Origin of the sequence: Enterococcus sp. DIV1937, assembly GCF_050535975.1 — a bacterium.
Lineage (GTDB): Bacteria > Bacillota > Bacilli > Lactobacillales > Enterococcaceae > Enterococcus > Enterococcus faecalis.
Genome location: NZ_CP172909.1, coordinates 2,236,846 through 2,262,903, shown reverse-complemented (window position 1 = coordinate 2,262,903; position 26,058 = coordinate 2,236,846). Strand labels below are relative to the sequence as shown.

The window sequence follows — 26,058 nt, the reverse complement described above, 5'->3', positions numbered from 1 at the left end:
TACTTATTGAACAATGAAGACTTAGTCTTAAAAATGATACTAGATGAATCAGGATTCTCCCAAGGTCTAAATTCGGCAGTAAAAAAGTTGCAAGGTTTTGATGGAGAGGTTGACAGAACAGGACAAAAAGGCGGCCGCTCTCTTGGATCTATTTGGACGTCATTTGTTGGTAACTTTTTAGCCAGCGGAGCAACTAAAATTATTTCAAAAGGAATTGGGCTGATTACCAGCAACATCGATGGGGCCATTAATCGCGTGGATACGTTAAATAACGCAAACCGTGTATTTGAAAATATGGGTTTTTCAGCTGGTGAAACATCAAAGACAATGGATAGCTTAAAGAAGAGTATCCAAGGGTTACCTACACCTTTAGACAGCGCAATTAAAGGTGTTCAATTAATTGCTTCGTCTACAAATGACTTAGGAAAATCAGAACAGATTTTCGCAGCTTTAAATAATGGTATCCTCGGCTTTGGTGGGTCTGCAGAGATGGTAGACAATGCTATTATCCAGCTGTCCCAATCGTTCTCAAATGGTAAAGTAGATGCGCAAACTTGGAACTCAATGATTAACAGTGGTTTGGGTCCAGCGTTGAATGCTTTAGCGAAGCAAATGGGGTTAACTGCTGGTCAGATGAAAGAAGGTCTCTCTGATGGTTCAATTTCAGTTGAAGAATTTCAAGACTCTCTAATTAAATTGAATAAAGAAGGCGGAGGAGGTCTTAAATCATTAGAACAGATTGCTAAAGACTCTACTGCAGGTATTAAAACCGGATTGGCTAACATGAAAACTGCGATCGTTCGTGGTGTGGCCAACGTTGTAACTAAAATTGACGAAGGTTTAAAGGGCGCAGGTTTTGGAAGTATTAGTGAAATCATTGCTGACAAAGGCGCAAAGATGGAAGCGGCTTTATCTAAGTTTGCTGAAATGATTCCGCCAATGATAAAGACAGTTAAAACATTGTATGATACGTTAAAACCTTATGCACCGTTGCTTGCAGGTTTAGCTGGTAGCATTGGTACGTTGATGCTTGTGAATAAAGTGAATGCAGCATTTAAAGCTTGGAGGGAAGGTACAGAAGCACTTTCGATAGCTCAAGCAATTTTAAATAAGACAATGCTATCAAATCCTTTTGTTGCAATCTTAACTGCTGTAGTAGGGTTAGTCACAGCGTTTATTTATCTTTGGAAAACCAATGAAGGTTTTAGAGATGCTGTTAAAAACATTTGGAAAAACATACAGGAGGTCATTTCAAGCGCTGCTGATGTAGTTGTAAAAGCATGGAATTCTACAATGGAATTTTTCAGCAATATGTGGGATGGCACAAAAGAAGCTTTTTCGAATGCTGGTACATGGATGAAAGAAGCTCCTGGAAACGCAGCCGACTGGGTTAAAAATAAATGGACTGGGACTAAAGAATTCTTTAGTGGACTTTGGGATTCAACAAAAGAAAGCTCAAAAAACACATGGGAAAACATCAAGCAGGGTGCTGCTGATAGTGCTAAAAGCGTTGGCGAAAGTTTTAAAAATGGCTTTGATAATGCGAAAGATTGGTTTAAGGGTATTGGAAAATCAATATCAGATGTTTTCACAAAAGCATTTAATTTTGTTTGGAAATACATGGGGCCATATATAACAGGAATCAAAAATGCGTTCAAGATGGTTGTTAACGCTATGAAAGCGAACATTGAAAATGTCAAAATGATCGCTGAAAATGTCGTTACCATTCTAAAAAATGTTCTGTTAGCTCCGATACTTTTCATTACATCAATGATTACAGGCGGATGGGAAGAAGCAAAAGAGAACATGATTGCCGTTTGGGATAATATTGCTGAAGCAGCTCAAACAATATGGTTTGGTATTAAAAATATCTTTTATAATACGGTTACAGCTATTTCCTATTCAGTCACTTCTATTTTTAATGGATTGATGTTGACAATTAAAAAGATTTGGATTGATGTGAAGTTATTTTTCACTTTGCTTTGGATTGATATTAAATATGGAGCAATCAATATCTGGATTGAAGTTAAGTATTCCATAATTGAAATTTGGATAAATATTAAATTTGAAGCAATTAGAATATGGGAAAGTTTGAAAACTTGGTTCTTTGAAACAGTAGAAAACATTAAAAATGGTGTGATTGATGGCTGGACCAACCTAAAACAAGGAACCATTGATACATTTAATGCAACTGTTCAATGGTCAAAAGATACATGGTCCAATTTCAAACAGTGGATTGTTGATACGGCGGTCGGAATAAAAGATGGTGTTGTTCAAACCTGGTATAGAATTAGAAATGGCACAATAGAAACCTTCAACAACATGGTACAAGGTGCTAAAAACGCATGGAATAATCTCACAAGAAGTGTCAGTGATACAGTGTCGAATGTAAAACAAACTTTTGAAGATTTAAAACATATTGATTTATTTGAAATTGGTAAAAACATTATTCAAGGTTTGGTCGATGGTATCGGATCTATGATTAACGCAGTGAGGGAAAAAATTCAAGAAGTAGCTGGTAATATCAAAGAAAAAATCAAAGGGGCTTTAGATATTCATTCTCCTTCGCGCTGGATGCGAGATATGATTGGTAAAAATATCGTGTTGGGTGTTGTGGATGGCATTGACCAAGAAAAAGGAACTTTGGATAAATCGGTTAAAAATATGGCTGATTTACCTACAGAATTACCGGATTTTTCTGTCACAGGTAGATATGCTAATCAACAGGAATCACAAAGATCTAAATCAGATAAGAACAACAGCAATGCAACGACTACCTTTGGTGGTGATACCTTTAACATTAATTTACAAGCAATGGGTGAATTAGATGATAAGCAATTAATGAGCATGGCTCAAAAATTAGTTAAATACATTCAAGTTGTCAAAAATAGAGATAGCGATGCAGTAGGAGGTGCTTTTGGTGGAATTTAAAAGAGGTCAGTTTTTTCTTAATGGAAAACATAGCTCTGAATTCAATGTGTTTATGAGAGAAAGACCTGAACGACTTTCTGCGGGACGTGTAGTAGAGCTTAGGGAGCGAATGGGTAATGATTCAATAGCTGTTGATTTTGAGTATTATAAAAATGTAGAACGCACCATTACATGCTATGCGAAAGCAAGAAATTTACAAGAAGTTTCTTTCTTAGAAGATGAAATCTCGTTCTGGCTCGATATGGGAAACTACTCAGACTTTATCGTCTATTTTGATGAACATTACATTTATCAAGCCATCGTAACAAGTCCACCAAAGTTTACAGGAACAAGAAAAACAGGGTTTTTAATTCCCTTTGAGTTTACTGTAAGTATCCGACCTTTCAAAAAAAATCGTATTGGCCAATATTGGACACGTAATCCTAAACAATTAATAAACACAGAAAAATATCCTTCAGAACCTACTATTCAGATTTTTGGTTCTGGGGATATTTCTTTTTTCATCAATAATCAGGAATACGCATTAAAATCGATTGCTGGAGACATCATTATTGATTCAGAAAAACAAGAAGCTTATCGAAACTCAGGTGGAGCTTTTGAAATTTTGGATCATAAAACACTTTTCAAAGATTACCCAATTTTAAAAAGTGGAGAAAATAATTTTCGCTGGACTGGAAAAGTTACAGAGTTTAAGGTTCAGCCTAATTGGAGGCGGAAAGTTTGATTCCAGTTATTTTTAAACCTGGAGAAAAAGATTTTACAACAAACGGCTTAGGACGTCTTATTGATGCGACACGTTGCGAAATCACTGAAGAAGCAAACGGAAAATATGAACTAGAAATGGACTATCCAGCGATTAGCAGATTTAGTGATTATTTCGAAAATGGCTATCAAATTAAAGCAAAGCCAAATGACTTAGAAGAATACCACATTTTCGAGATCAAACAAACGTTTAAAGATACGTTTACTAATAGTATTGTCATTTATGCTCAATCTCGTACTTATAAACTAGGAAATAGACAAGTAAGGCTAGTGACAGTTGATAATCGTAATGGCTCAGAAGCAATGAAATTAATCGAACAGAACATGGATGAACCATGCGATATCAAACTTCATTCTGATATTAACACAGCTTCTAGTACGATATTTGAAGCTAGAAACGTACTTAATTGTATTGCTGGTGAACAAGGTTCTTTGCTTCAATACTGGGGAGGAGAAATCAAACGAGAACCTTTTAAATTATCTTTGTTAAGACGTAGAGGACGAGATAACGTTGGAACTGTTCGTTATGGTAAAGATTTAAAAGGATTAACCATTAAATTTGATTGGCAATCAATTGTTACTAAAGTTTTACCATTTGCAGAGCTTCAAAGTGGTGCAGACGGAACTTCTCAACGGATTTATGGAAATGCGGTTAAAAGCGAATATATTACCAAGTATCCAGATGTTTACGCTCAATATGTTCAGTTTACTGAAGATCAAGGAGTAAAAGATTTATCCAGCTTAAATAAAGTAGCAGGTAAATACTTCACTACATTATATCCAGGAAGTGATAAGCCTAAAGTTTCTATTGAACTAGAAATTGAGAAACTCACGGATTCAGAAGAAGCAAAAGAATTTGCGAAAATGAGAAACTATAATTTATTCGATACGTTCACTGTGTATCACAAGTTTTATGATATTGACATTCAAACGAAAGTTACAGGGATTGTCTATGATGCTTTAGCAGAAAAAACAATAAAGATTACTGCTGGAGATATCCAAGTTGCTTTTTATAAACAGCAAAGTCAAGATTTTCAAGAAGCAATTAAAACCTTAACTAAAAAAGACTACATGAGTAATTTTATTGATTACATTACCGATTTAATCAATGGCGTGAAAGGTGGTAGTATTCTTCAATATCCTAAAAATAGGCCACATACGCTTTATTTTATGGATACAGGTTCCACAGATACTGCAAAAAATGTCATCGCCATTAATAACCAAGGTATCGGTTTTTCAACTACTGGATGGAAAGGCCCCTTTAGAAATGCTTGGACCATTGATGGTATTTTAAATGCTGACTTTATCCGAGCAGGTAAAATTAGATCGGATATTTTTGAAACGTCATTCAATGCATATGGAGATATTTTGCGTTTAGTTAACGGCGCTCTGCAAGCTTGGAATGGGAAAACGAAAATAATGGAATTGACTAAGCAAGGATTAGAATTCTGGAATGGCAATAGCCACATTGGCTCAATAGGAACAAAAGGGAATCCTTTTCCAGACTTGAGAGATGTTAATGGAAATCTTGTAGTATCTGATGGTAATTCGTTACTACTGGTCGCAGATAACCCTCAGAAAATTATTGGATTATCTAATCAATCAGGAGCAGGTCATTTAATTACTGGTCTAACACAGTTCTTTGTTGGAAATAATTTTAACTTCTTTGGACCAAAAGGAAGCAAATCAACTATAACAGTTGATAGATTGATTGTCGGAGGTAAAGAAGTAATACCTGGTGATGGATCAGGCGGCAATGATGGTGATGTACCACCAGAGCTAACAACCGAAAAAGAGAAAAACGCTTGGGCGGTTTGGCAGTTCTTAAAATCAAAAGGCTACAGCGAACAAGCAGCCGCTGGGATTTTAGGAAACATGGATCAAGAATCTGGAATTATGCCCGATATTGACGAAGGCGGCGGAGGTCCTGGATACGGGTTAGTTCAATGGACATCGCCAATTGCTGGTGAAAGCGGCCGTGCTTATGTGCAACGTTTGCTAGGTCAAGCTGGAATCAGTGGAGACTATCGAAATATTACCACACAGTTGAAGTTGCTTGATTGGCATATGCATAATGGCCAATACATTCCATCGGCAGCTTATCCATATTCTGTTGCACAATTTAAAGCATTAACAGATATAGGTACCGCTACTATGGCATTCGAGGCAAACTTTGAACGCCCAGCGGTCACACATCCAGAACGAATTCCGATGGCCCAATATTGGTATGAGTTGCTGAAAGACTTGAAACCTAGCAAGCCAACTTGGATGAACCCTGTTCGTTCAACTTATACGATTACTCAAGAATGGGACCAGATCGGCTGGGGAACGAACGTTATTCACGGCGGTATAGATATTGCTTCAGTGCCAGCAGGCACGAGCCCCCCTGTTTATGTGGCACGTAGCGGCACAGTTGAAACTGTCACTTATGATGGAACTGGTGGAAACTATGTTGTTGTTAAACATGATGATGGTTATTGGACCTATTATGGTCATTTGGATTCAGTTGATTTAGTTGTTGGTGAAAAAGTGACTACTAATAGTCGTGTTGGGATAATGGGTTCCACTGGACTTGCTAAAGGTATTCATCTCCATTTTGAAGTATGGAAAGGCGCTCAGTGGCAGCGAATAAATCCGCGTGATGTTATTAATTTTTGAAAGGAGCAAATAAATGGTTAAATGGCAAGCGACACTAAGCACCACGGAGCCATACAATTACATTGGTATTCAAAATGTACGGCAAGGGAACCGAAATACCGAGGTTTTAGAAGCTGTATTAGTTGAAAATGCTTTGCCACTTGATTTAACAGGTTGCGAAGTATTTTTTGAATCAGTTATTGATAATAAATATCCGATTCAACGAGCAGCAAAAATTGTGAATGCCAAAAAAGGGATTATCCAGTATACCTTTGATGAATACTCTATGCAGTCATTGCACAGACAGGAAGCATATTTCAGTATTCATAAAGGCGACAATCTAATTGGTGCAACGCAGAATTTCTCTTATTTTGTGGTGAATGCTGCTTCGAAAACAGAGGGCGAAATGGGCTCTTATTGGCAGTCCATTGAAGATTTAATCGCAGACATGACTGCTTTTATCAACGAAAATAAGGGCGATTTTACTGATTGGATGAATGCTAGAAAAGAAGAGTTCGAAGCGTGGCGAGATGCGCAAAAAACAGATTTCACTTCATGGTTCGAATCAATCAAAGATATTTTAAAAACTGTTGATCCAGGCGGCACAATGTTAGTCGAATTAATGGATGCACGTGTAGACATACAAGGAGTGCGCCACAATTCACTTTCAGAGCGTTTGTTGTCGGATATGGATTATTTGTATCAGAGATTAGAGGAACGCTTATTTACATTAAAACATGGCAATGTAAGTACACTGGAAATTCTTCAAGATGATTCATTTTCAACCAATCATCAAGTGAAAGTAATCGGTAGTGTTAACCGTCCGATGAAAGATGGCGCATTGATTATTGCTAAAATTGATGATGAAAAACAAAACACGTTTAGAATTGAGGGTGTTAGTAAATGATAGAATCAAAAAGAATGATGGAAACAGATGAAAAAGGCGTTAAACGTCAGTTTTTTCCGATGACACACGTATCAGCAATCATTGGATTATCAGAAATAATGGGCGGGCAATCGATGGTTTCATCTGTTAACGGAAGATCAGGTTCAGTAATTATTACACGTGCAGATTTAGATTTACCTAAAGATGGTGTGATGATATCTCAAGAAGAATATTCAAAAATCACACAAATCATCGCAGATTATGAAGCAGGTAAACTAGGTGGTTCTAGTGTGGAATTTGAAAAAGTAAAAGGAGATGAAGAATCAAATGCCTGATTTATATGTAGTTAAAAAAGACGGCGTAGCTATTGATGTACAAACTAGTACAACTGGTGTTGTTGGATTAAATGAATTTGTAGATGCAAAACTAGGTGATGCTGGAGCAGGTACTGTTTCATCTGTAAATGGTCATACAGGCGAAGTTATATTGAATGCTGCTGACGTAAAAGCATTGCCTGACACTACTGTTATTCCAACAATACCAAGTAATGCTACTGCTGAAAAAGACGGTTTAATGTCTAAAACGGATAAAGCGAAACTGGATGCATTGCCAGTTTTCACATTTGAAAAGGTGGGTGAAGTTTAATGGATATTGTTCAATTAATGGAAAACAATGAGCCAAAAGCAATGGCAACTGTGGTAGAAGCTGTCGATGGATTAGAAAACTATCCAACTAAAGCAGATGCCGACAAATCATATCAAAAGATTATTCAAGGATCACCGCTATGGACCGGTGTGTGGTATGGTGGAGCTTCCGGAAGTGGCACAACACCATCAAAGCCACTGTCGCAGTGCCAAAATGGTTGGATTTTGCAATGGCAGGAAATGAGTTCAACAGGACAAGCCAATGACGCAGTTTTTCAATTCCAGTACGTGCCAAAAAATCACATCTCTAATAGCGGGAGTGGTGGAACTGTGTTTAATTTAAACGCGTATAATGGCAAAAATCCTCAAACAAAATATTTGTATATAAAAGATGCAAAAATCACTGGTCATGATTTAAATGCACCTGACGGTACAGCTGCTGGATCGGGGAATAAAATGTATATTTTGACAAAAATTTTCGAATATTAGGAGGGGTAAAATGAAAATATGGATTGATAATGTAAAAGGGTTTTTGCAAGGTTATTCACTAGTAGAACAACCGAAAACAATTGAAGTTGAAGTAAATGAAGATTTCTCTGACTTCTTCAATTATCGATGGGATGGAACGAGTTTAATTTACGATCCTGACAACGTCCCAGAACCTGCCCCAACACCACCAACGGAAGTGGAACTTTTACAAAAACAGAATGCTGAACTAATGAAGCAAGTTTCTCAGCAAAATCAAGTTATTCAACAAACTCAAAGAATGACTGGTGAATTGATGAAACAAGTAGCTGAACTTACGAAAGGGGCGGAATAAGATGAAAACGAATGTTTTTCCAGGTTTCGATAATATTAAACAGTTGTATGATTGGAATTGTTATACAAAACAGGATTTAGTTGATTACGTGAATATGAATTGTTTAACCGAAGAAGAATACACAAAAATTTGTGGGGAACCGTTTAGCGAAAGCTAGACGGTTTTTTGTTACAGGAATGGAGACGATAACTTGAAAGATGAGCCTTTAATTGAAATCGTCGATCGTTTGGCACGGATTGAAACAAAGTTGGATAATCATGAACAATTAAGAGAGAAAGCAGACATAGCGCTCTCAATGGCCAAAAACAATGAAGGCGATATTGCGGAAATAAAAGAGAATCAAAAGTGGACATGGCGAACAATTGCGGGAATCGGGGTTTCTGTTGCTGTTTACTTAATAACGAAATACTTAGGAGGAATTTGAAAATGATACTACCAGACAAGTATTATAAAATCATCAAATGGGGAGTACTCACTGTACTACCTGCTAGTTCTGTTTTAGTAGCAACGTTAGGCAAAGCCTACGGATGGCAACAAACAGATATGGCTGTTTTAACTATCAATGCCATTGCAACTTTTTTAGGAGTAGTAACAGGCGTGTCAGCATATAATTTAAAAGACAAGGAGTAAACGAATGAAAAAGAAAATTTTAGTAGGAGCGCTTGTCGCTCTGTTTTTTATGCCTTTAAATGTATTAGCTGCAAGAGGCGATCAAGGTGTGGACTGGGCTATTTACCAAGGTGAACAAGGTCGTTTTGGCTATGCGCATGATAAATTCGCTATCGCTCAAGTTGGCGGCTACAATGCTAGTGGTATTTACGAGCAGTATACCTATAAAACGCAAGTAGCAAGTGCCATTGCTCAAGGAAAACGAGCGCACACTTATATTTGGTACGATACGTTCGGTAGCATGGACATTGCCAAAACAACAATGGATTACTTCTTGCCACGTATTCAAACGCCTAAAAATTCCATTGTTGCATTAGATTTTGAACATGGAGCTAGTCCTGATGTAAACGCAAATACAGAAACGATTTTGTATGGTATGCGCCGTATAAAACAAGCAGGATATACACCAATGTATTACAGCTATAAGCCTTTTACGTTGCAATATGTGGACTATCAGCGAATTATTAAAGAGTTCCCTAACTCTTTATGGATTGCAGCGTATCCTAGCTATGATGTAACACCAAGTCCATTGTATAACTATTTCCCTAGTATGGATGGTATTGCAATTTGGCAATTTACATCTACTTATATTGCTGGTGGGTTAGATGGTAACGTAGACTTAACAGGTATTACTGATAATGGCTACACAGATACCAATAAACCAGAAACGGACACACCAGCAACAGATGCAGGGGAAGAAATCGAAAAAACACCCAATTCCGATGCTAAAGTCGGCGACACTGTTAAAGTGAAATTTAGTGTTGATGCTTGGGCAACAGGCGAAGCTATTCCAGATTGGGTAAAAGGAAACAGCTATAAAGTACAAGAAGTAACTGGAAGCAGAGTATTGTTAGAAGGTATCCTGTCATGGATTAGCAAAGGCGATATTGAATTATTGCCAGATGCAACAGTTGTTCCTGATAAGCAACCAGAAACAACACACATAGTACAATACGGCGAAACGTTATCCAGCATTGCTTATCAATATGGAACAGACTATCAAACGTTGGCGGCATTAAATGGATTGGCTAATCCAAATCTTATTTATCCTGGTAAAGCTTTGAAAGTAAATGGATCAGCAGTAAGCAACGTTTACACAGTTCAATACGGTGATAATTTATCAAGTATTGCAGCTAAACTCGGCACTACTTATCAAGCCTTAGCTGCATTAAACGGATTAGCAAATCCTAACTTGATTTATCCAGGACAAACGTTGAACTATTGATAGTTTTAATATAAAATAAGGATACGCTTATTAAATTTCTCTTGAGTCGTCTTCCCCAAGGCGGCTCTTTTTAGGACCATTAGCTCAGTTGGTTAGAGCCAATCGCTCATAACGGTTAGGCCACAGGTTCGAGTCCTGTATGGTCCATAGTAAAACACCTGCCTCTTTTTCTTACGAGAGGTGTGTGTTTTTTGTTATGTGAATATTTTTTTGTTGAAAAACAGAACAAACGTTCGTATAATGTTTCTGATAGGAGAGTGTATCAGATGGTGAGACGAACGAAAAAAGAGTTTAAACCTTACAACGATTATGTTGACCGTCCTTTTGAATTAAAGTGGCCAACGGCGTTTCCGTTGGGCGAATTGACTGAAGCAATAAAGAGTACTGATGAATATCATGCTCGCAATATTGATAGACTGCCGCAGCAATCACAGCGACAAATAGAATATTTTTTAGATCGCTCTATTAAGCAAAATAAAGTTTTAGAAATCCAATTGAATTCGTTAGATGAATATGACCGAGTGAAACCACATGTTTTTGGTGTATTTCGTGGAATGGCAGAATTCGATGTTGTGCTGATTGGTGAACAAGAAATCGATTTTTACGATATAAGACATATTCAGATTCATAATTTCACCAAGTGGAGTGAAGAGCACGTAACGGAAGAAAAACCCTTTGAGGAAGACCCAGAATACGATGAAGCAATCGATGAATTTGTGGACGAATATTTCGATGATGAATGGATAGAATAATTAGAAATGTAAAAGCTCTACTTCTCACTCACGGGAAGTAGGGCCTTTTTTGTTTATTCGGTATAATTTATATATCTATTCGCTTGCCTTTTTTAATTTTTTGATGTAGATTTTATCTTGTTGTTATAGTCTATTTTGCTAATTTGAATTAAAATGATATTACGCAAACCCTTGTGAGTTCTAGTCTGTCTAAATATGGTGTTGCATAAAAATTACACCGTGAAACTAAATAATTTAGTTAGATAGAGCCTAGAATCCTTGTTGTGTAAGGGTCTAGGCTTTTTATCTTTTGATTCATTACATGTTCATTTGTAGATGGAATGTAGAGGGAGGATTACCCAAGTTTGGCTGAAGGGGACGGTCTCGAAAACCGTTAGGCGAGTAACATCGTGCAAGGGTTCGAATCCCTTATCCTCCGTACTGAGAAGCAGTTGAGTTATTAGTTGCAAATAAAACGACAGAGACGTACACTTAAAGTAGAAAAATACTTAAGAAGAGGTGTCTATTATGTCAAACTATGAAGAAAAAGAAGCGCAAGCATTAGTAAAAATTGCTGACGTTTTGAACAAATTGGATGCAAGTTTAGAAGAGTTGGGCTCGCTAGATGAGGATACAAAAAAACATAGTATGAAGAGATGGATTGTTGAAAAAAAAGCCATTCATGAGATTAAAAAAATTGCACAAGAAGCTGGTAAGTATGACAAGTATGATGAAAAAGAATTAGAAAAAGAAATGGATCTGTTGGAAAAGTTTATGTAAAAAAGCGCTAGCTTTTGTTCAACAGTTATTTAAGTTTGAGTCTAGAATTAATCGTTTTGATTTTTTCTAGGCTTATTTTTTATGAAGTAAGCAAATCGTATCGGGAGAGGTATTGGAATAAGAAATAAAGCATGTATTGATTCAGAAAAAAAGTTGTAGTAAAATGTTCGTCACAACTACTTTTCTTATGATTTCATAGAAGGAAAAGTTGGAATAATGAATTGAGAAGAGTCGATTTTTAGGAGATGATTTTAGGTGACTTTTTATCAATTATTGCAGTTAGATCCATTTATTTTAAAACAAAAAATTCATCAAGCGGACACTAAAAAACAGCGGAGATATTTTTGGCGCGCCTTGTTAATAAGAGATATTTTATTAGTTTCGTTTGCGATTTTATGGGTGTCGACGATTACTTTTTTCTTTGGAAAAGCTGTAGCGCCTTTTTCAATTGTATTATTTTGTTTGCTGTTGAGTATCCGTTTCGTCTCATATGGCTACAGGGAAAAACAGGCCTTGCTTAGTTTAGGAATCGTGTTAACAATTCTAGGTGTTAGTCCACTAATTTCACTGATTTCTGTATCATTTTTACAATGGGGTCTTCATTTTATCTGCTTGCTGGCATTGTTTTTCTTAACTGGTAAAAACCCTAAAATGGGTAATCCTGGCTTGTATACGTTCTCCTACTTATATTTAGTTGGCACGGTTCACTATCAATCGTTTCAGCAATTAGAACAAACTTTCTTTGTATTAGTGTTTGCTTATCTACTTTTAGCTTTTGTTTATCATGTGAAACATAAAAAATTGGATCAAGAGATTACTTTTATACAGATGGTTACAGAAAATGGTTTTTTTAATCAAAGAAATATTTGGTTTGGTTATTACGCTTTAGGCATTAGCTTATTACTTTTTATAGGAACGCACCTTCAGATTGACCGCTTTATGTGGGCAACATTTGCTAGTTCGTCATTATTTTCTGGGTATAATACGTTTAAATTGTCTGAACGAGCAAAAGAACGAATAATAGGGGTCGTTATTGGTTCTCTAGTATCGGCTATCTTGTTATTTTATATACCAACGAACCTACTTGGTATTTTAGGAGGACTTTGTTTAGGCTTATGCACATCTTATAAAAGTAAAACGATTTTTAATTGTGTTGGTGCTATCATGGCAGCTTCTATGATATTTGGGCTAGAAACAAGTCTTTACTTAAGAATTTTGTTAAATATGTTGGGGCTAGCTTACGGTTTGCTTTATCATTTTGTCTTTGTAAAAACTATGTCCTATTGCAATCGCAAAGAGTGGCTGAAATTGTCTGAATAAAAGGAGCCTAACATTCTTTCTTGAAAGAATGTTAGGCTCCTTAGACATTTTTGTTTATATTTCATATTATCAAATTATATGCATGCTGTTAATCAATGCCCAACTGCTATATCAAATGTCGCAATTTTTGCTGAGCCAGTAGGTACAAGGTCTAGTTCCACTTCGTCAAACTGATTGCCATCAACTGGTATCCCAAAGTAAATGGTAGATAGTCCAGTTCTACTTTTATAGACTATTATCTATTAGTATACCTAAATTTCTATTTAATTCGTAATGACTGACCAGGATAAAAAACAGAAGTTTCAATGCCTGGATTTAATGCTAATAATTCTTCTAAGGTTAAACCATTTCTTTCGGCTAACTGTCGCCCACCTTCACCACTTCGTACCGTATCGTATATAGGTTGGTCTGATTTAGAATTTTGTATTTGTTCACTAGAATCAGAGTTTTGTGGTGGTTGCTGTTCAGATTGTTCAAAAACTTGTTGAGTTTGATTATTTCTTTCAATTAATTGTTCCAACGTAATATTACCTAGATAAGTGTATATTTGTCCATTAACAGTTAAAGTACCATCATTATTTTTCGTTACTGTTCGGGGCGTATTATTCAAAAGAAACGTCATTGTTTGATTACCATTCTCATCCACAGAAAAACTTACATTTTGAAGAGGAACATTCGATTGAGTTATGCTAGTGAGTGTTCCGTCAGCATTTATAAAAAATAAGTTATCACTTTGAGGAATACCCCAACCGCCTATAAAATCAGCTAAGCTAACTTGTGGTAGCGGTTCTTTAGTAGTAGATGAAGAGGTAGATTGGTTTGTTTCAGATGAGACGTTTTGATAATTAGAGCTGGTTTCTTCCGTTTTATCTTTTTGAGTAGAAGAATCAATACTTTTCTTTGTGTAAGGTTTCAAAACTAGTTTTGTTTGGTTATCAGAATTGTTTGTCTTAGTAGGAGTGAAAAGTAGATTTTGCTTTTCTTTTTTTATCTTGTAAGCTACTTCTTTTCCTTCATTTTCCCAACGAATTTGATTGTTTTTTAGATGGTATTTGACTTTGTATTCTATTTTATTTGCAATTTGTTTACCTAATTCTTCGCCTGCTTTTTCCAACTCATTTTTTGCAGTTGATGTGTGTTCATCTGTATTGATTTTGAAAGTAGCGGTATCTTCGCTGAATGATACAATCATTACTACTTCATCAACGTTGGAGTTTACGGCCCACTCGTTTGCCATTAGCTCTTTTGTGGTCACTTTATTTCTGCAAGAAGTAAGGGTCAGTAAGGATAAAAAAACAATCAACCCCAGTAAACTTTTTTTCATTTTTAACTCAATCCTCTTTTCTATTTTACTGTTTTTTTGTATCTTCGAATCTCTCTCAACCCCAGCCAACCACTCGCTGATAACAAGTACCAAAACGGCATAAACTGGATTAGATAGCGAGAGCGGCCGCCTTCAAAGAGCAATAAATACAGAATAGCTCCAATGAAAGCTAATTTTAAAATCGCGTAGTTATTTTTTGAATCTTTTAGAGGGATACTGAACAATAGACCTAGTAATGTGAGTAAATAGAAAAAATGCATATAAATTCGTAGATAGTTACTTTTTTGATTTTGCGGATAATACAGTGACCGCAAGTGTTCTTGCCAACGATTTTTAGAAGGTGTTTCTGGAATTAAATCACCGCCATCCCAACCCCAGTCAAAATCACCATTGGCAGTATTATGACGATTTTTTTGAGCCAGAAAACGGAGATAACCGAAGAATCCTTTATTTTTTAAACGGTCTTGAATCATTTTTATGGTATAAGCTTTTTTGGCTTCTTGTGTAGGCAACTGATTTACTGCTTGTGTATCTGCATCATTGTAACCGCCAGTTCCAGTCAAACCCATCATTACAAAAAGTGTCCAAGGTTTGGCTTGTTCTTGATCGATTTCCGTAATCGTTTGTTTTTCCACAAAAAATTGAAAACTATAATATGCGCTGGCGAAACCAGTCAGTAAAAAGAGAGCAACCACGGTTAATTTTACGATAGACTGTTTGTTCCGATTTACTAAAAGAAGTTGCAGCACTTTGATACAACTAAATGCAATAAAAAAGATAATAGACGAAGGTTTCATTAAAAAACACCAAGCTAGGCCAATCCCAATAAACAGTAATAAACAATATTTTACGAAGGGAGGGGAAACTTGGTCAAAAAGGCTATATGCAAAAAAGACTAGGTTGATGAACAATAAGACGGCCGTATCTGTATAAGGCGTGAGTAACCATGGAGACAATCCGAAAGAAAGAAAAAATAAACTGTAAGCAACGAAGGCCGTTAATGGATTAAAGACACGCTTAGAGGCATGATAAAAGAGAAATAAACTGCTATTAATAAACAAGCAATTAACCACTTGCCAACTAAACCAAGTATTGCTCCAGCTCCCTGTTACATCAATGAAACGCAAAAATTTATTAAGGTAATACATCATGAAAAAGAAAAATTCGTTATTGGGGTTTAAAGAAAGTACGATTTTTGAATAATCCCTATTTTCAGTGGTAATACTATGAAAGTTGTCAAAAACATCCCAGCCAATCGGCACAGTAATCTGCGTCAGGAGTAAAAGTTGTAGTAAAAATAAACTGATCAAACTACCAATAATAACCACACGATCATGGGTTTTTATTAAGTGCCAGAGCGCTTGAATCTTAGTGTAAAGAAATTTTTTGTTTTTATAAATAATCAACAATAGAATAATTAATAGAGGAAGTAAAACAAGCAAGTGCTTAGGCTTTTCCCAAAGAATTTTTACCAGCGAATAGGGAGAGTTAATTGCGCCGTAAAAGACAAATAAAATAAAAAAAGTAAAAATATAATTTTCTAGATTCAGAATCCGTTTAAAAGTAGCCATATTTTCTCCTTCCATTTTTTTAGCTAGACTAGTTCTTATTTTATCATAAAGATTTTAAAATAAGAAAAAAGCCCTTCTTTTAAAAGAAAGGCTTAAAACTTTTCCTTACTTCACTTCTTTGTAACGGAAGAAGAAGCGTAAGACGCTATTTTGGCTAGTTGTTGTTAGTTTATCTGTCGGTAAGACTGTTAGTAAGAAGAAAAACAGACTAATCACAAGAGTGAAAAATAAGAAGACGGGACTGCCACCTGTTATCACAGTATCTGTTTGAACATCATATTTCAGTGTTGACATAACAGAGAAAACTTGTGTATAGCTACAGGCAATAGAAAGTAGATATAAAACAAGCACGCCCCAACCTGTCATCCCAGCATCACGATAACGACGTACACACATTGCCCACGTTGGTAATAATAAAGCTAACCATAAAACAAGTGCAAAAAGCATTAACGGTAATAAGTTTCCAAAATCATAGGTTTCAAAATATTCAGCTGCTAAAATTGCTGACACGGCTTTGCCGACAATGACAATATAAAAAATAAGTGCTAAAATGCTTAATACCAATGTCATCCACCAATAACCAGCACGTGTGGTCCGACCTTTAAAATCAACATATCCACGAAAATAATCTTTAAAAGCTTGTCCAAATGTTACTTTACCTTTTTCCTCAATTTTAACCATAAAAACACCCCTTTGTATTTAATAAAATGATTATAACGGAAAGTAATAAAATAGGAAAATGCGAATTCGCATATTTTGTGATTTTTTTGATAAATCATATAAAGAGCAGGTTTTATCAAAAAACGGTAAAATAAGAGAAGATATTTTATAATGGAGGAATCATGAATGAAAATCAGTATTAGACATCGCTACATAGCAAAAATTCCAGCATTAGAAGTGACAACAGAAGAGCAAAAAAACGAAGCATTACCTTTAATTGTTTACTATCATGGTTGGCAATCAGCTAAAGAATTATCTTTAACACAAGCAAGAAAATTAGCACACGAGGGGTTTCGGGTCATTTTACCAGATGCCATGAACCATGGAGAAAGAAAAACAGGACCTATTTCCACGATTCCTTCGATTACATTTTGGAGTAGCATTCAATATAATTTAATTGAATTTCCAGTAATTATCCATCATTTTCATAAATTAGGGTTGATTAAAGAAAATTGGATTGGCGTAGGTGGTGTATCCATGGGCGGTATTACTACTAGCGCTCTTATGACCCAACATCCTGAGATTCAAGCTGCTGCTTGCTTAATGGGAACACCCTATCCGGCGCGCTATATTCAGCGAGTGATTCAACGGGCGAAAGAATTTGCTATTTTTGTACCTAAAGACTTGCCACTGTTGCTAAGTTGGGTGCATCAATACGATTTATCACAAACGCCAGAAAGACTACAAGAACGACCGATGCTGTTTTGGCATGGAACGGAAGATGAAAAAATTCCCTATGAAGACATGGCTGATTTTGAACAATTAGTGTCTGGGAAAACGTATGCGAGAAATACGCAATTTATAACGGAAATCGGTGAGCGGCATTTAGTGAAAGGAGAAACAATGGATTTGGTTGTTGACTTTTTTAAAGAAGCGTCAAAAACGTTAGAAAAATAACGGGATTTTTCAAAGAGAAAAGGGGAATCAGCTTGTTTTTTAAGAACACTTTCTATAAACTTAACAGAAAAGGGGTTGAAGGTGTACATGGAGAAAAACAAGTTGAGAAAAGTGGGCTTAACTGCCCTGGAATGGCTAAAACAACATCCAGAAATTAAACAACATAAAGAATCAAGTCTCTATGAACAGTTGTTTGCTAGTCAGCAATGGCAACAAGCACAAACAATCGGAATGATTCGGTCGTTACCGCTAGAATTATCAACACAGCCAATTTTCGAACGGGCCATGCAAGAGGGCAAGCAAGTGGCGGTGCCGCGAACATTTAAAGGAGGCAAAATGCACTTTTATCAAGTCTTTCCAGAGACGGTTTATGATACCAGTGCATTTGGCGTGGAAGAACCTCCGTTAACAGCGGCAGAAATAACAGCTACAGCGATTGATTTATTGATTGTGCCAGGGATTGTTTTCAATCGTGCTGGCTATCGAATAGGCTTCGGCGGTGGTTTTTATGATCGTTATTTGGAACATTTTTCGGGCCATGCATGTAGTTTAGTTTTTAGTGAACAACTCCATGAGCAATGGCAACCAGAAGCGTTTGATCAGCCAATCGAACAATTATTTATACAATAGGAGGAATGGAATGAATTATCAAACAGAAATGAAATTGAAACGGCTAAAAAATCAGCCGTTCATTACGTATGCCCTTTTAGGTATTTCAATCATTGTTTTCCTTGGATTGGAATTAACTGGAGGATCAGAAAATATTTTAAACTTAGTTAATTGGGGAGCAATGGTTCGTCCACTGGTAGCTCAAAATCATGAATACTGGCGGTTTATCACGCCAATGTTTCTTCACATTGGATTTATGCATATTATTTTGAATATGGTTACTCTTTATTATATCGGCGCACAGGTTGAGGCAATTTATGGGCATTGGCGCTATTTGGGAATTTATTTATTGAGTGGGATTGCTGGAAATATCGCCAGTTTTGCCTTTGGGACACCCAACAGTGTCTCAGCGGGTGCTAGTACAGCGCTTTTTGGTTTGTTCGGCGCATTTGTTATTTTAGGACGCCATTTTAGAGACAATCCAGCGATTATGTATATGGTGCAACGCTATTCAATGTTTATTGTGATTAATTTGTTATTTAACTTGTTTAGTAGCTCTGTAGATATGATGGGTCATGTTGGCGGTCTAATTGGTGGACTATTAGTAGCGACGGCTTTTGCTGTTCCAAATCGTGAAGAAGCATTTAATAAGCACGAGCGAATTATGGCCACGTTAATTTTTATTTTTCTTGTCGTAATTTGTCTGTTATTGGGTTTTAAAAAATACGGTTTACCTGTATAATAAGGAAGTGTTTTCGTATGGAAACGTTATATGATGTACAACAACTTTTTAAACAGTTTGGGATGTATATTTATGTCGGTGCACGGATTTATGATATTGAGTTAATGATGATTGAATTAAAAAAATTGTATGAAGGTCAATTGGTAGACCGAGATACGTATTTACAGGCCCGGCATATTTTGCAAAGAGAGCATCGAATAGAAGAATCTAGAGGGAAGCAGAAAGGAATCGACTAAATGGATAAGAAGATTATTGGGATTGATTTAGGTGGAACGACCATCAAATTTGCTATTTTAACAACCGATGGCGTTGTTCAACAAAAATGGAGTATTGAAACGAATATTTTAGAAGATGGCAAGCATATTGTGCCATCAATTATTGAAAGTATTCGTCACCGTATAGATCTTTATAATATGAAAAAAGAAGATTTTGTGGGAATTGGTATGGGAACACCAGGAAGTGTCGACATTGAAAAAGGAACTGTTGTAGGTGCCTATAATTTAAACTGGACGACTGTACAGCCTGTCAAAGAACAAATCGAATCTGCTTTAGGAATTCCGTTTGCCTTAGATAATGATGCCAATGTTGCCGCTTTAGGTGAGCGTTGGAAAGGCGCGGGGGAAAACAATCCCGACGTGATTTTTATTACTTTAGGAACAGGTGTCGGCGGAGGCATTGTTGCAGCGGGAGAATTGCTCCACGGTGTTGCTGGCTGCGCTGGTGAAGTTGGGCATGTGACGGTTGATCCTAACGGCTTTGACTGTACCTGTGGGAAACGTGGCTGTTTAGAAACTGTTTCTAGTGCCACTGGTGTCGTTCGTGTTGCACGTCATTTATCAGAAGAGTTTGCAGGTGACTCTGAACTGAAACAAGCGATTGATGATGGACAGGATGTTTCAAGTAAAGACGTTTTTGAATTTGCCGAAAAAGGCGATCATTTTGCTTTAATGGTTGTGGATCGTGTTTGCTTCTATTTAGGCTTAGCCACAGGAAACTTAGGCAACACGTTAAATCCAGATAGCGTGGTTATCGGTGGAGGTGTTTCTGCAGCAGGAGAATTTTTACGTAGTCGTGTCGAAAAATATTTCCAAGAATTTACCTTCCCGCAAGTTCGAAATAGTACAAAAATCAAATTAGCAGAGCTAGGTAATGAGGCCGGCGTCATTGGTGCCGCTTCACTAGCATTACAATTTTCAAAAGAGAAATAGAGAGGGCTTTTTAGAATGAGTATTTTATGGGTAATCAATGGCATTTTGCTAGTTATTGTACTAGCGATGGTATTCAATGAATTATATTTGAAAATTATGGTGAAACGTTCAGCAAAAATGCTGACGGAAGAAGAATTTAAAGAAACAATGCGTAAAGCACAAGTGATTGATGTTCGTGAGAAAGATACATTTGATGCTGGGCATATTTTAGGGGCGCGCAGCATGCCATACAGCATGTTAAAAACAACAATTGGTTCTCTTCGTAAGGATCAACCTGTTTATCTTTATGATCAGAAGAAAGCTTTAAGTATCCGAGCAGCTAATTTATTACGCAAAAATGGCTATACTGATATTTATATTTTAAAAGGCGGCTATGATGGCTGGACTGGGAAAGTGAAAAAGAGAAATAGTTAATAACAAAAAGAGTTGGTCTTCATTGAGACCAACTCTTTTTGTATAGGAAAGCTTAATAGAGATGTTGCTTTTTGTCAGTCCTCACTTTTTGAGCTACAATAAAGAGAAGAGGTGAAGGCAGATGATTCAAATCAAGCGAGCATATGAAGCACCGACAGAGCAAGATGGCTACCGTGTTTTAGTTGACCGTATTTGGCCACGAGGAAAATCCAAGGAATCTGAAAAGTTAGATGAATGGCTCAAAGAAGTGGCCCCAAGTACAGAGCTACGGAAATGGTTTAATCATGAAGTAAATAAATATCCCGAGTTTAAACAAAAATACCAAGAAGAATTGAAACATGAGCCAACTGCCACAGCGTTTAAGCAGTTACAGACGATTGTAAAAAATCAGCCAGTAGTCACGCTGGTCTATGGGGCGAAAGATACAGTGCATAATCAAGCGGTTGTCTTAAAAGAATTATTAGAAAAATAGAGTAGGTGATTGGATGAAAATTGCAATTGTAGGTGCTGGACCCAGAGGCTTATCAGCTGCAGAACGAGTCATTGAATGGGCTCGTAAAACGGAAATAAATGTTCAGCTCACGTTGTTTGATCCATACGGTCCAGGTGGGAAAATTTGGCGAGCAGAGCAACCTAATTATTTATTAATGAACACCGTGATTAGTCAAGTCACTTTATTTACAGATGAATCTTTTAGTGGCGAAGGACCAATTGTCAAGGGCCCCACTCTCTATGAATGGACCCAAACAGAAGCTGCGCAGTACATTCAACAGCAACAACCCTATAATTATCTTGAGTTGTTGAAAGAATGTCATCGCCTTGGACCGAATGATCACTGCTCGAGGGCTTTTTATGGCATGTACCAAAAATGGTTTTATACGTATTTAGCCACGAGGTGTAACGAACAAACATCGCTGACGTTTTTTAAAGAGCCAGTAACTGCTGTGCGGGCAGGAGAGGATAACTATTATGTGTATACTCAATCCATTGAGTTTACGGCAGACAAAGTAATTTTAGCTTTGGGTCACCAAGAAAATGAATTAACGACTGTTGAACAAGAGCTGGCGGACTACGCCAAGGAGCATCGTTTGTTTTATTCTTCTCCTAAAAATGCGGCGGATGCTTTATTGGCACTTGCCAATATACCTGCAAAACAACCCGTTGTGTTAAAAGGCTTAGGTTTGGCATTTTTTGACTATTTATCTGCCTTGACGATTGGCCGCGGGGGTGTTTTTTCTCGTCAAAATGGCCGCTTACGTTATGAAACTTCTGGAAGAGAGCCTATTATTATTGCTGGTTCTGGTCGCGGTTTTCCTTCTCATCCTCGAGGGATTAATCAAAAAGGCTACGGGGAAGCCTATCAGCCTGTTTTTTTAACCGAAACGTATTTAGCTGAATGTCGTAAAAAAGGACAGGTTACAGGCGCAGAGTTTTTTGGGTATTTAAAAAAAGAAGTGGAATATGTGTATTACACTTGCTTAATCGAAGAAAAATATCCGCATCTTTCTAAAGAGGCCTTTCAACAGCTGTTTATTCAAACCAAGGGAGCGCCGGAAAGCCTAGCCCACTTTGAAAAACAAGATTGGTTTGATTGGCAAGCGTTAGAACATCCTGAAACAAAGAAAACCACTCATGAAAGTTTTCGTTCGTTTTTACTAGAGTATTTAAAATGGGATATTCAAGAAGCAGAGAAAGGCAATCTTAGCGGTCCTTTGACCACTGCTTTAGACAGTTTAAAAGATTTAAGAGATCAGATTCGCTTTGTTTTGGATGAAGGGTTATTAACGAATGACGAGAGTCAAAAGTGGTTGTGGCATTGGTTTACCCCGTTGAATACCTTTTTGTCAGTGGGACCTTCTGTTGAAAGAACAGAAGAGCTACAGGCGTTAGTTGAACTGGGATTAGTCACGATTCTGGGGCCAGAAATGCGTGTCGAAATGAAAGCGGGTCAATTTATTACTTATGCTAATTTGTTTCCGGAAAATCGGTATAATAGTCACTTTTTAATTGAAGCGCGCATTCCCAAAGTCAATAATGAAAAAAGTTTGAATCCTTTAACGAGGCAGTTGTTAGCCGATAAGCTAGCTACGCTCCATCAACTAGCATTAGCCGATGGTCAAATAGTCAAAACAGGTGCACTCTTGATTGTGCCTGCCACGAATCAAGTCATCACAAAAGATGGACAGGTGGCGACAGGCCTTTTTAGTTGTGGTATTCCAACAGAAGGTATTCATTGGTTAACAGCCGCTGCAGCTCGTCCTGGTGTGGATCCTTGGAATATGCGCGATATGGATCGGATTGCTGCTACTATTTTTAATAGTTAAGAAAAATAGTCAGCTCCTTTGGTAAAAAAGAAAGCATAACAAGTGGTCATCCATCAAAGCGATGGATGACCACTTGTTATGCTTAAGAGAATCAACAGAGCCAGAAGCGCTTCTGTTGATTTCTTGGCGTTAGATTTTTTATCTCAACGTCACAGCTATTTTTTAACGTGCAATACGTTTACGCATCGCTTTTTTACGGTTTTCTTCAATCATATCTTCTTTTTCTTCAATTGGATCAATGACTGTTTTTTTAATAGTTGTAGCCACACCGGCTAAAGCAGCAACTGTGATAGCAGTACCGACTAACATACCTGATACAAATTTTTTCATCGTTCATTCCTTCTTTCAAATTGTATTTGTTTCTATTATGACGGAAAAAAGCAAAAAAATCCAATAGTTACAATGATTTTTCATAAACTCTACGACTAATTTAGAGATTTGTTAAAATTTACCAAGTCTTTTCTGTATTTTTATAGGAAAAATGAATAAGGAGAAATGGCCAAATTAAATCCTGTTTACAAAATGAAATAATTCAGAAGTAAACCTTATTTAATGGTACAATAGAAAAAGAAATTAGGGAGTAAAAGGAGCGTATTTATGTCTATTTTAGTATTAGGTGGCGCAGGCTACATCGGCTCACATGCCGTTGATCAATTAATTTCAAAAGGATATGCCGTTGTGGTTGTTGATAATTTATTAACGGGGCATCGTTCAGCAGTTCATGAACAAGCGACTTTCTATGAAGGCGATATTCGTGATAAAGCTTTTTTATGTAGTGTCTTTGAAAAGGAATCAATTGAAGGGGTGTTGCACTTTGCGGCCAATTCTTTAGTAGGAGAATCCGTGGAGCAACCGTTAATGTATTTCAATAACAATGTTCACGGCACTCAAATTGCCTTGGAAGTTATGCAAGAATTCGGAGTGAAACACATTGTTTTTTCTTCCACAGCGGCCACTTATGGCGAACCAAAAGCAATGCCTATTACAGAAGAAACCCCAACGAATCCTAAAAACCCGTATGGGGAAAGTAAATTAATGATGGAAAAAATCATGAAATGGTGCGACAACGCTTATGGAATGAAATATGTTGCTTTGCGTTATTTTAATGTTGCGGGAGCAAAAAAAGATGCCTCAATTGGTGAGGATCACACGCCAGAAACGCATATTGTGCCAATTATTTTACAAGTGGCATTAGGCCAACGAGCAGAGCTAAGTATTTTTGGGGATGATTATGATACACCAGATGGCACGTGCATTCGAGATTATGTTTATATTGAAGACTTGATTGCAGCACATATTTTGGCTTTAGAATACTTGAAAAATGGCGGCGAAAGTGACGTCTTTAACCTGGGTAGCAACAACGGCTATTCTGTTAAAGAAATGTTAGATGCTGCTCGCGAAGTAACAGGTCAAGAAATCCCTGCGACAATCGCGCCACGCCGAGCAGGGGATCCTAGTACATTAATTGCTTCTAGTGAAAAAGCCAAACGAGTTTTAGGCTGGCAACCAGAAGTAACTGAGGTCAAGGACATTATCGCCACCGCTTGGCAATGGCACCAAGCTCATCCACATGGATATCAAGAAAAGTAATAGGAGGAATGAATCGATGACCACGAGTCAAATGATTGCCGATTTTACCACACTTGCTATTCAAGCAGGTGGTTGGATGGAATTGGATCGCTTATATCTTCAGAACCGTTTATTATCAATGATTGGTGAACAAGAATTAGGCGAAGTAGACATACGGCCTGTGGCAACACCCGCCGCTGATTTGGCGGAACAATTGTGTCAAATTGCGAGTGCCAACCAACTTGTAAAAACAGAGCAACAAAAAGAACAGTTCATGGTGCAATTGATGGATTTGTTAACACCGCCACCTTCTGTGGTTAATGCTTTTTTTGCACAACATTATGCTAAAGAGCCACAAGAGGCTACCGAGTATTTTTACCAACTTTGTCAAAAAAACGGTACGGTCATTGAACAGGAAAAACCTGTTGTTTTTTCAACAGTCTATGGTGATTTTTTAGCAAATAAGGTCCACAGTGAGGCGCCAAAAGCAACGCTCTCTGCACAAAACTATCCCCGCTGTGAATGGTGCATGGCAACAGAAGGCTACCAGGGAAGTCAGCAATTTCCTGCGACTACGAACCATCGAGTGATTCGAATGAACTTAGATGGCGAAAGCTGGGGGTTTTCCTTTGTAAAACAGGCACAATATCAGCAACAAGGTGTGATTGCGTTTGAAAAACATCAGGCAGCGAAACGTTCAGTTAAGACTTTTCAGCAATTGTTGAAAATTGTTGAGGTCTTTCCTCATTATTTTGCTGGGATTGATGCTGTCTTTGAACAAAATGAGCATGTCTATTATCAAACGGGTTTGCAACAATTTCCATTAGCCGAAGCGAGCATTTCAGAATATGTTGAGTTAGCTAACTATCCTTTAATCAACGCAGGAATGGTGAATTGGCCAGTTGCAACATTTCGCCTAGAGGGACCGAATGCGTCAGAAGTTGCCCAAGCCGCAAATGATATTTTTGAGCAATGGCAAACGCTGAAACTGCCAACGGATGAGATACAAATCGTTGCCCGACGAAAAGAACTTTTATATGTCATGGACTTAATTTTTAGTCGACCTCAAGCAAAGCCTTCGTTAACGTTAGCAGAAGTCCAAGGTTTAACGACTTGGAGCAATCAGAAAACGCAGGCACTTGAAACTGTCGCTTCAGCGTATCAACAGCGATTAAAAGAAGCCAGTGCGTTTGCAGAAACAAGTGAAGGAAAAGCGGCTTTTTTAGCAATGGTTGCGCCAGTGACTCATTAAAAGAAAAAAGATGCCGAATGACT

General features: G+C 37.2%; 29 protein-coding genes and 2 tRNA genes. 27 read left to right on the top strand and 4 right to left on the bottom strand.

The window, feature by feature from the left end; genetic code table 11:
* Positions 1–33 precede the first annotated feature (33 nt).
* The 17 genes from IGL13_RS10805 (at position 34) to IGL13_RS10725 (ending at position 13,405) form a co-directional block, all read left to right on the top strand.
* Positions 34–2,931, top strand: a complete 2,898-nt coding sequence (locus IGL13_RS10805; protein ID WP_430604645.1) for a tape measure protein — start codon at positions 34–36, stop codon at positions 2,929–2,931.
* Entirely contained in the window at positions 2,921–3,655 is a 735-nt protein-coding gene (locus tag IGL13_RS10800) for a phage tail protein (protein ID WP_430604593.1), read from the top strand. The genes IGL13_RS10805 and IGL13_RS10800 overlap by 11 nt, the downstream gene beginning before the upstream one ends.
* A complete protein-coding gene (locus IGL13_RS10795) occupies positions 3,637–6,351 on the top strand; it encodes a phage tail spike protein (protein ID WP_430604592.1) in 2,715 nt (904 codons plus the stop codon). Before IGL13_RS10800 ends, IGL13_RS10795 begins: the two co-directional genes overlap by 19 nt.
* 13 nt (positions 6,352–6,364) lie before the next feature.
* The gene (locus IGL13_RS10790; protein WP_430604591.1) at positions 6,365–7,237 is read left to right on the top strand and encodes a phage baseplate upper protein; all 873 of its coding nucleotides are present in this window, start codon (positions 6,365–6,367) and stop codon (positions 7,235–7,237) included.
* Positions 7,234–7,551, top strand: coding sequence for a hypothetical protein (locus IGL13_RS10785; RefSeq protein ID WP_430604590.1), 318 nt, complete (start codon positions 7,234–7,236; stop codon positions 7,549–7,551). Before IGL13_RS10790 ends, IGL13_RS10785 begins: the two co-directional genes overlap by 4 nt.
* On the top strand, positions 7,544–7,861 hold the full coding sequence (locus IGL13_RS10780; RefSeq protein WP_010816177.1) for a hypothetical protein: 318 nt from the start codon (positions 7,544–7,546) through the stop codon (positions 7,859–7,861). Before IGL13_RS10785 ends, IGL13_RS10780 begins: the two co-directional genes overlap by 8 nt.
* On the top strand, positions 7,861–8,349 hold the full coding sequence (locus IGL13_RS10775; protein ID WP_002411010.1) for a hypothetical protein: 489 nt from the start codon (positions 7,861–7,863) through the stop codon (positions 8,347–8,349). The genes IGL13_RS10780 and IGL13_RS10775 overlap by 1 nt, the downstream gene beginning before the upstream one ends.
* A gap of 10 nt (positions 8,350–8,359) precedes the next feature.
* On the top strand, positions 8,360–8,680 hold the full coding sequence (locus IGL13_RS10770) for a hypothetical protein (protein WP_430604589.1): 321 nt from the start codon (positions 8,360–8,362) through the stop codon (positions 8,678–8,680).
* Between the two features lies 1 nt (position 8,681).
* Positions 8,682–8,837, top strand: a complete 156-nt coding sequence (locus tag IGL13_RS10765) for an XkdX family protein (protein WP_002411012.1) — start codon at positions 8,682–8,684, stop codon at positions 8,835–8,837.
* Between the two features lie 33 nt (positions 8,838–8,870).
* Complete coding sequence (locus IGL13_RS10760) at positions 8,871–9,104, top strand: hemolysin XhlA family protein (RefSeq protein WP_002367247.1); 234 nt, start codon at positions 8,871–8,873, stop codon at positions 9,102–9,104.
* A gap of 2 nt (positions 9,105–9,106) precedes the next feature.
* Positions 9,107–9,310, top strand: coding sequence for a phage holin (locus IGL13_RS10755; protein ID WP_002369080.1), 204 nt, complete (start codon positions 9,107–9,109; stop codon positions 9,308–9,310).
* A gap of 4 nt (positions 9,311–9,314) precedes the next feature.
* A complete protein-coding gene (locus tag IGL13_RS10750; RefSeq protein WP_430604588.1) occupies positions 9,315–10,574 on the top strand; it encodes a LysM peptidoglycan-binding domain-containing protein in 1,260 nt (419 codons plus the stop codon).
* A gap of 73 nt (positions 10,575–10,647) precedes the next feature.
* Positions 10,648–10,721 (top strand) — tRNA-Ile (locus IGL13_RS10745).
* 119 nt (positions 10,722–10,840) lie between these two features.
* Positions 10,841–11,326, top strand: a complete 486-nt coding sequence (locus IGL13_RS10740; protein WP_010730080.1) for a hypothetical protein — start codon at positions 10,841–10,843, stop codon at positions 11,324–11,326.
* Positions 11,327–11,654: 328 nt separating this feature from the next.
* A tRNA-Ser gene (locus IGL13_RS10735) sits at positions 11,655–11,744 on the top strand.
* A gap of 89 nt (positions 11,745–11,833) precedes the next feature.
* A complete protein-coding gene (locus IGL13_RS10730) occupies positions 11,834–12,085 on the top strand; it encodes a hypothetical protein (protein WP_002401667.1) in 252 nt (83 codons plus the stop codon).
* 255 nt (positions 12,086–12,340) lie between these two features.
* Positions 12,341–13,405: an FUSC family protein gene (locus IGL13_RS10725; RefSeq protein ID WP_002378657.1), complete on the top strand. Its 1,065-nt coding sequence runs from the start codon at positions 12,341–12,343 to the stop codon at positions 13,403–13,405.
* Between the two features lie 259 nt (positions 13,406–13,664).
* Here the strand turns inward: IGL13_RS10725 and IGL13_RS10720 are convergent, their stop codons facing one another.
* From IGL13_RS10720 to IGL13_RS10710, 3 genes are all read right to left on the bottom strand, one after another.
* Positions 13,665–14,396, bottom strand: a complete 732-nt coding sequence (locus tag IGL13_RS10720; RefSeq protein WP_410497184.1) for a DUF4950 domain-containing protein — start codon at positions 14,394–14,396, stop codon at positions 13,665–13,667.
* Positions 14,397–14,749: 353 nt separating this feature from the next.
* Positions 14,750–16,315, bottom strand: a complete 1,566-nt coding sequence (locus tag IGL13_RS10715) for a membrane protein (protein ID WP_002401669.1) — start codon at positions 16,313–16,315, stop codon at positions 14,750–14,752.
* Positions 16,316–16,405: 90 nt separating this feature from the next.
* Positions 16,406–16,981, bottom strand: a complete 576-nt coding sequence (locus IGL13_RS10710; protein ID WP_002378653.1) for a DUF805 domain-containing protein — start codon at positions 16,979–16,981, stop codon at positions 16,406–16,408.
* 165 nt (positions 16,982–17,146) lie between these two features.
* Here IGL13_RS10710 and IGL13_RS10705 point away from each other — a divergent pair, with 165 nt between their 5' ends.
* The 8 genes from IGL13_RS10705 (at position 17,147) to IGL13_RS10670 (ending at position 23,214) form a co-directional block, all read left to right on the top strand.
* On the top strand, positions 17,147–17,917 hold the full coding sequence (locus IGL13_RS10705; RefSeq protein ID WP_002356329.1) for an alpha/beta fold hydrolase: 771 nt from the start codon (positions 17,147–17,149) through the stop codon (positions 17,915–17,917).
* A gap of 87 nt (positions 17,918–18,004) precedes the next feature.
* Positions 18,005–18,547, top strand: a complete 543-nt coding sequence (locus IGL13_RS10700; RefSeq protein WP_002362346.1) for a 5-formyltetrahydrofolate cyclo-ligase — start codon at positions 18,005–18,007, stop codon at positions 18,545–18,547.
* A 10-nt stretch (positions 18,548–18,557) separates the two neighbouring features.
* A complete protein-coding gene (locus IGL13_RS10695) occupies positions 18,558–19,268 on the top strand; it encodes a rhomboid family intramembrane serine protease (RefSeq protein WP_002362481.1) in 711 nt (236 codons plus the stop codon).
* Between the two features lie 17 nt (positions 19,269–19,285).
* Complete coding sequence (locus IGL13_RS10690; protein ID WP_002356332.1) at positions 19,286–19,504, top strand: YqgQ family protein; 219 nt, start codon at positions 19,286–19,288, stop codon at positions 19,502–19,504.
* The gene (locus IGL13_RS10685) at positions 19,505–20,476 is read left to right on the top strand and encodes an ROK family glucokinase (RefSeq protein WP_002356333.1); all 972 of its coding nucleotides are present in this window, start codon (positions 19,505–19,507) and stop codon (positions 20,474–20,476) included.
* Between the two features lie 15 nt (positions 20,477–20,491).
* Complete coding sequence (locus IGL13_RS10680) at positions 20,492–20,890, top strand: rhodanese-like domain-containing protein (protein ID WP_002356334.1); 399 nt, start codon at positions 20,492–20,494, stop codon at positions 20,888–20,890.
* A 121-nt stretch (positions 20,891–21,011) separates the two neighbouring features.
* Positions 21,012–21,362, top strand: coding sequence for a DUF488 domain-containing protein (locus tag IGL13_RS10675; RefSeq protein ID WP_002365077.1), 351 nt, complete (start codon positions 21,012–21,014; stop codon positions 21,360–21,362).
* Between the two features lie 13 nt (positions 21,363–21,375).
* A complete protein-coding gene (locus IGL13_RS10670) occupies positions 21,376–23,214 on the top strand; it encodes an FAD/NAD(P)-binding protein (RefSeq protein WP_002378650.1) in 1,839 nt (612 codons plus the stop codon).
* A 162-nt stretch (positions 23,215–23,376) separates the two neighbouring features.
* Here IGL13_RS10670 and IGL13_RS10665 read toward each other — a convergent pair whose 3' ends face one another.
* Complete coding sequence (locus tag IGL13_RS10665; protein ID WP_002356337.1) at positions 23,377–23,544, bottom strand: DUF3042 family protein; 168 nt, start codon at positions 23,542–23,544, stop codon at positions 23,377–23,379.
* A gap of 267 nt (positions 23,545–23,811) precedes the next feature.
* On the opposite strand from IGL13_RS10665, the gene galE reads away from it, so the two are divergent.
* Positions 23,812–24,804 (top strand): UDP-glucose 4-epimerase GalE, encoded by a 993-nt coding sequence (gene galE / locus IGL13_RS10660; protein WP_010710225.1) that lies wholly within the window; start codon positions 23,812–23,814, stop codon positions 24,802–24,804.
* Positions 24,785–26,035, top strand: a complete 1,251-nt coding sequence (locus tag IGL13_RS10655; protein WP_002378648.1) for a UDP-glucose--hexose-1-phosphate uridylyltransferase — start codon at positions 24,785–24,787, stop codon at positions 26,033–26,035. The genes galE and IGL13_RS10655 overlap by 20 nt, the downstream gene beginning before the upstream one ends.
* Positions 26,036–26,058 lie beyond the last annotated feature (23 nt).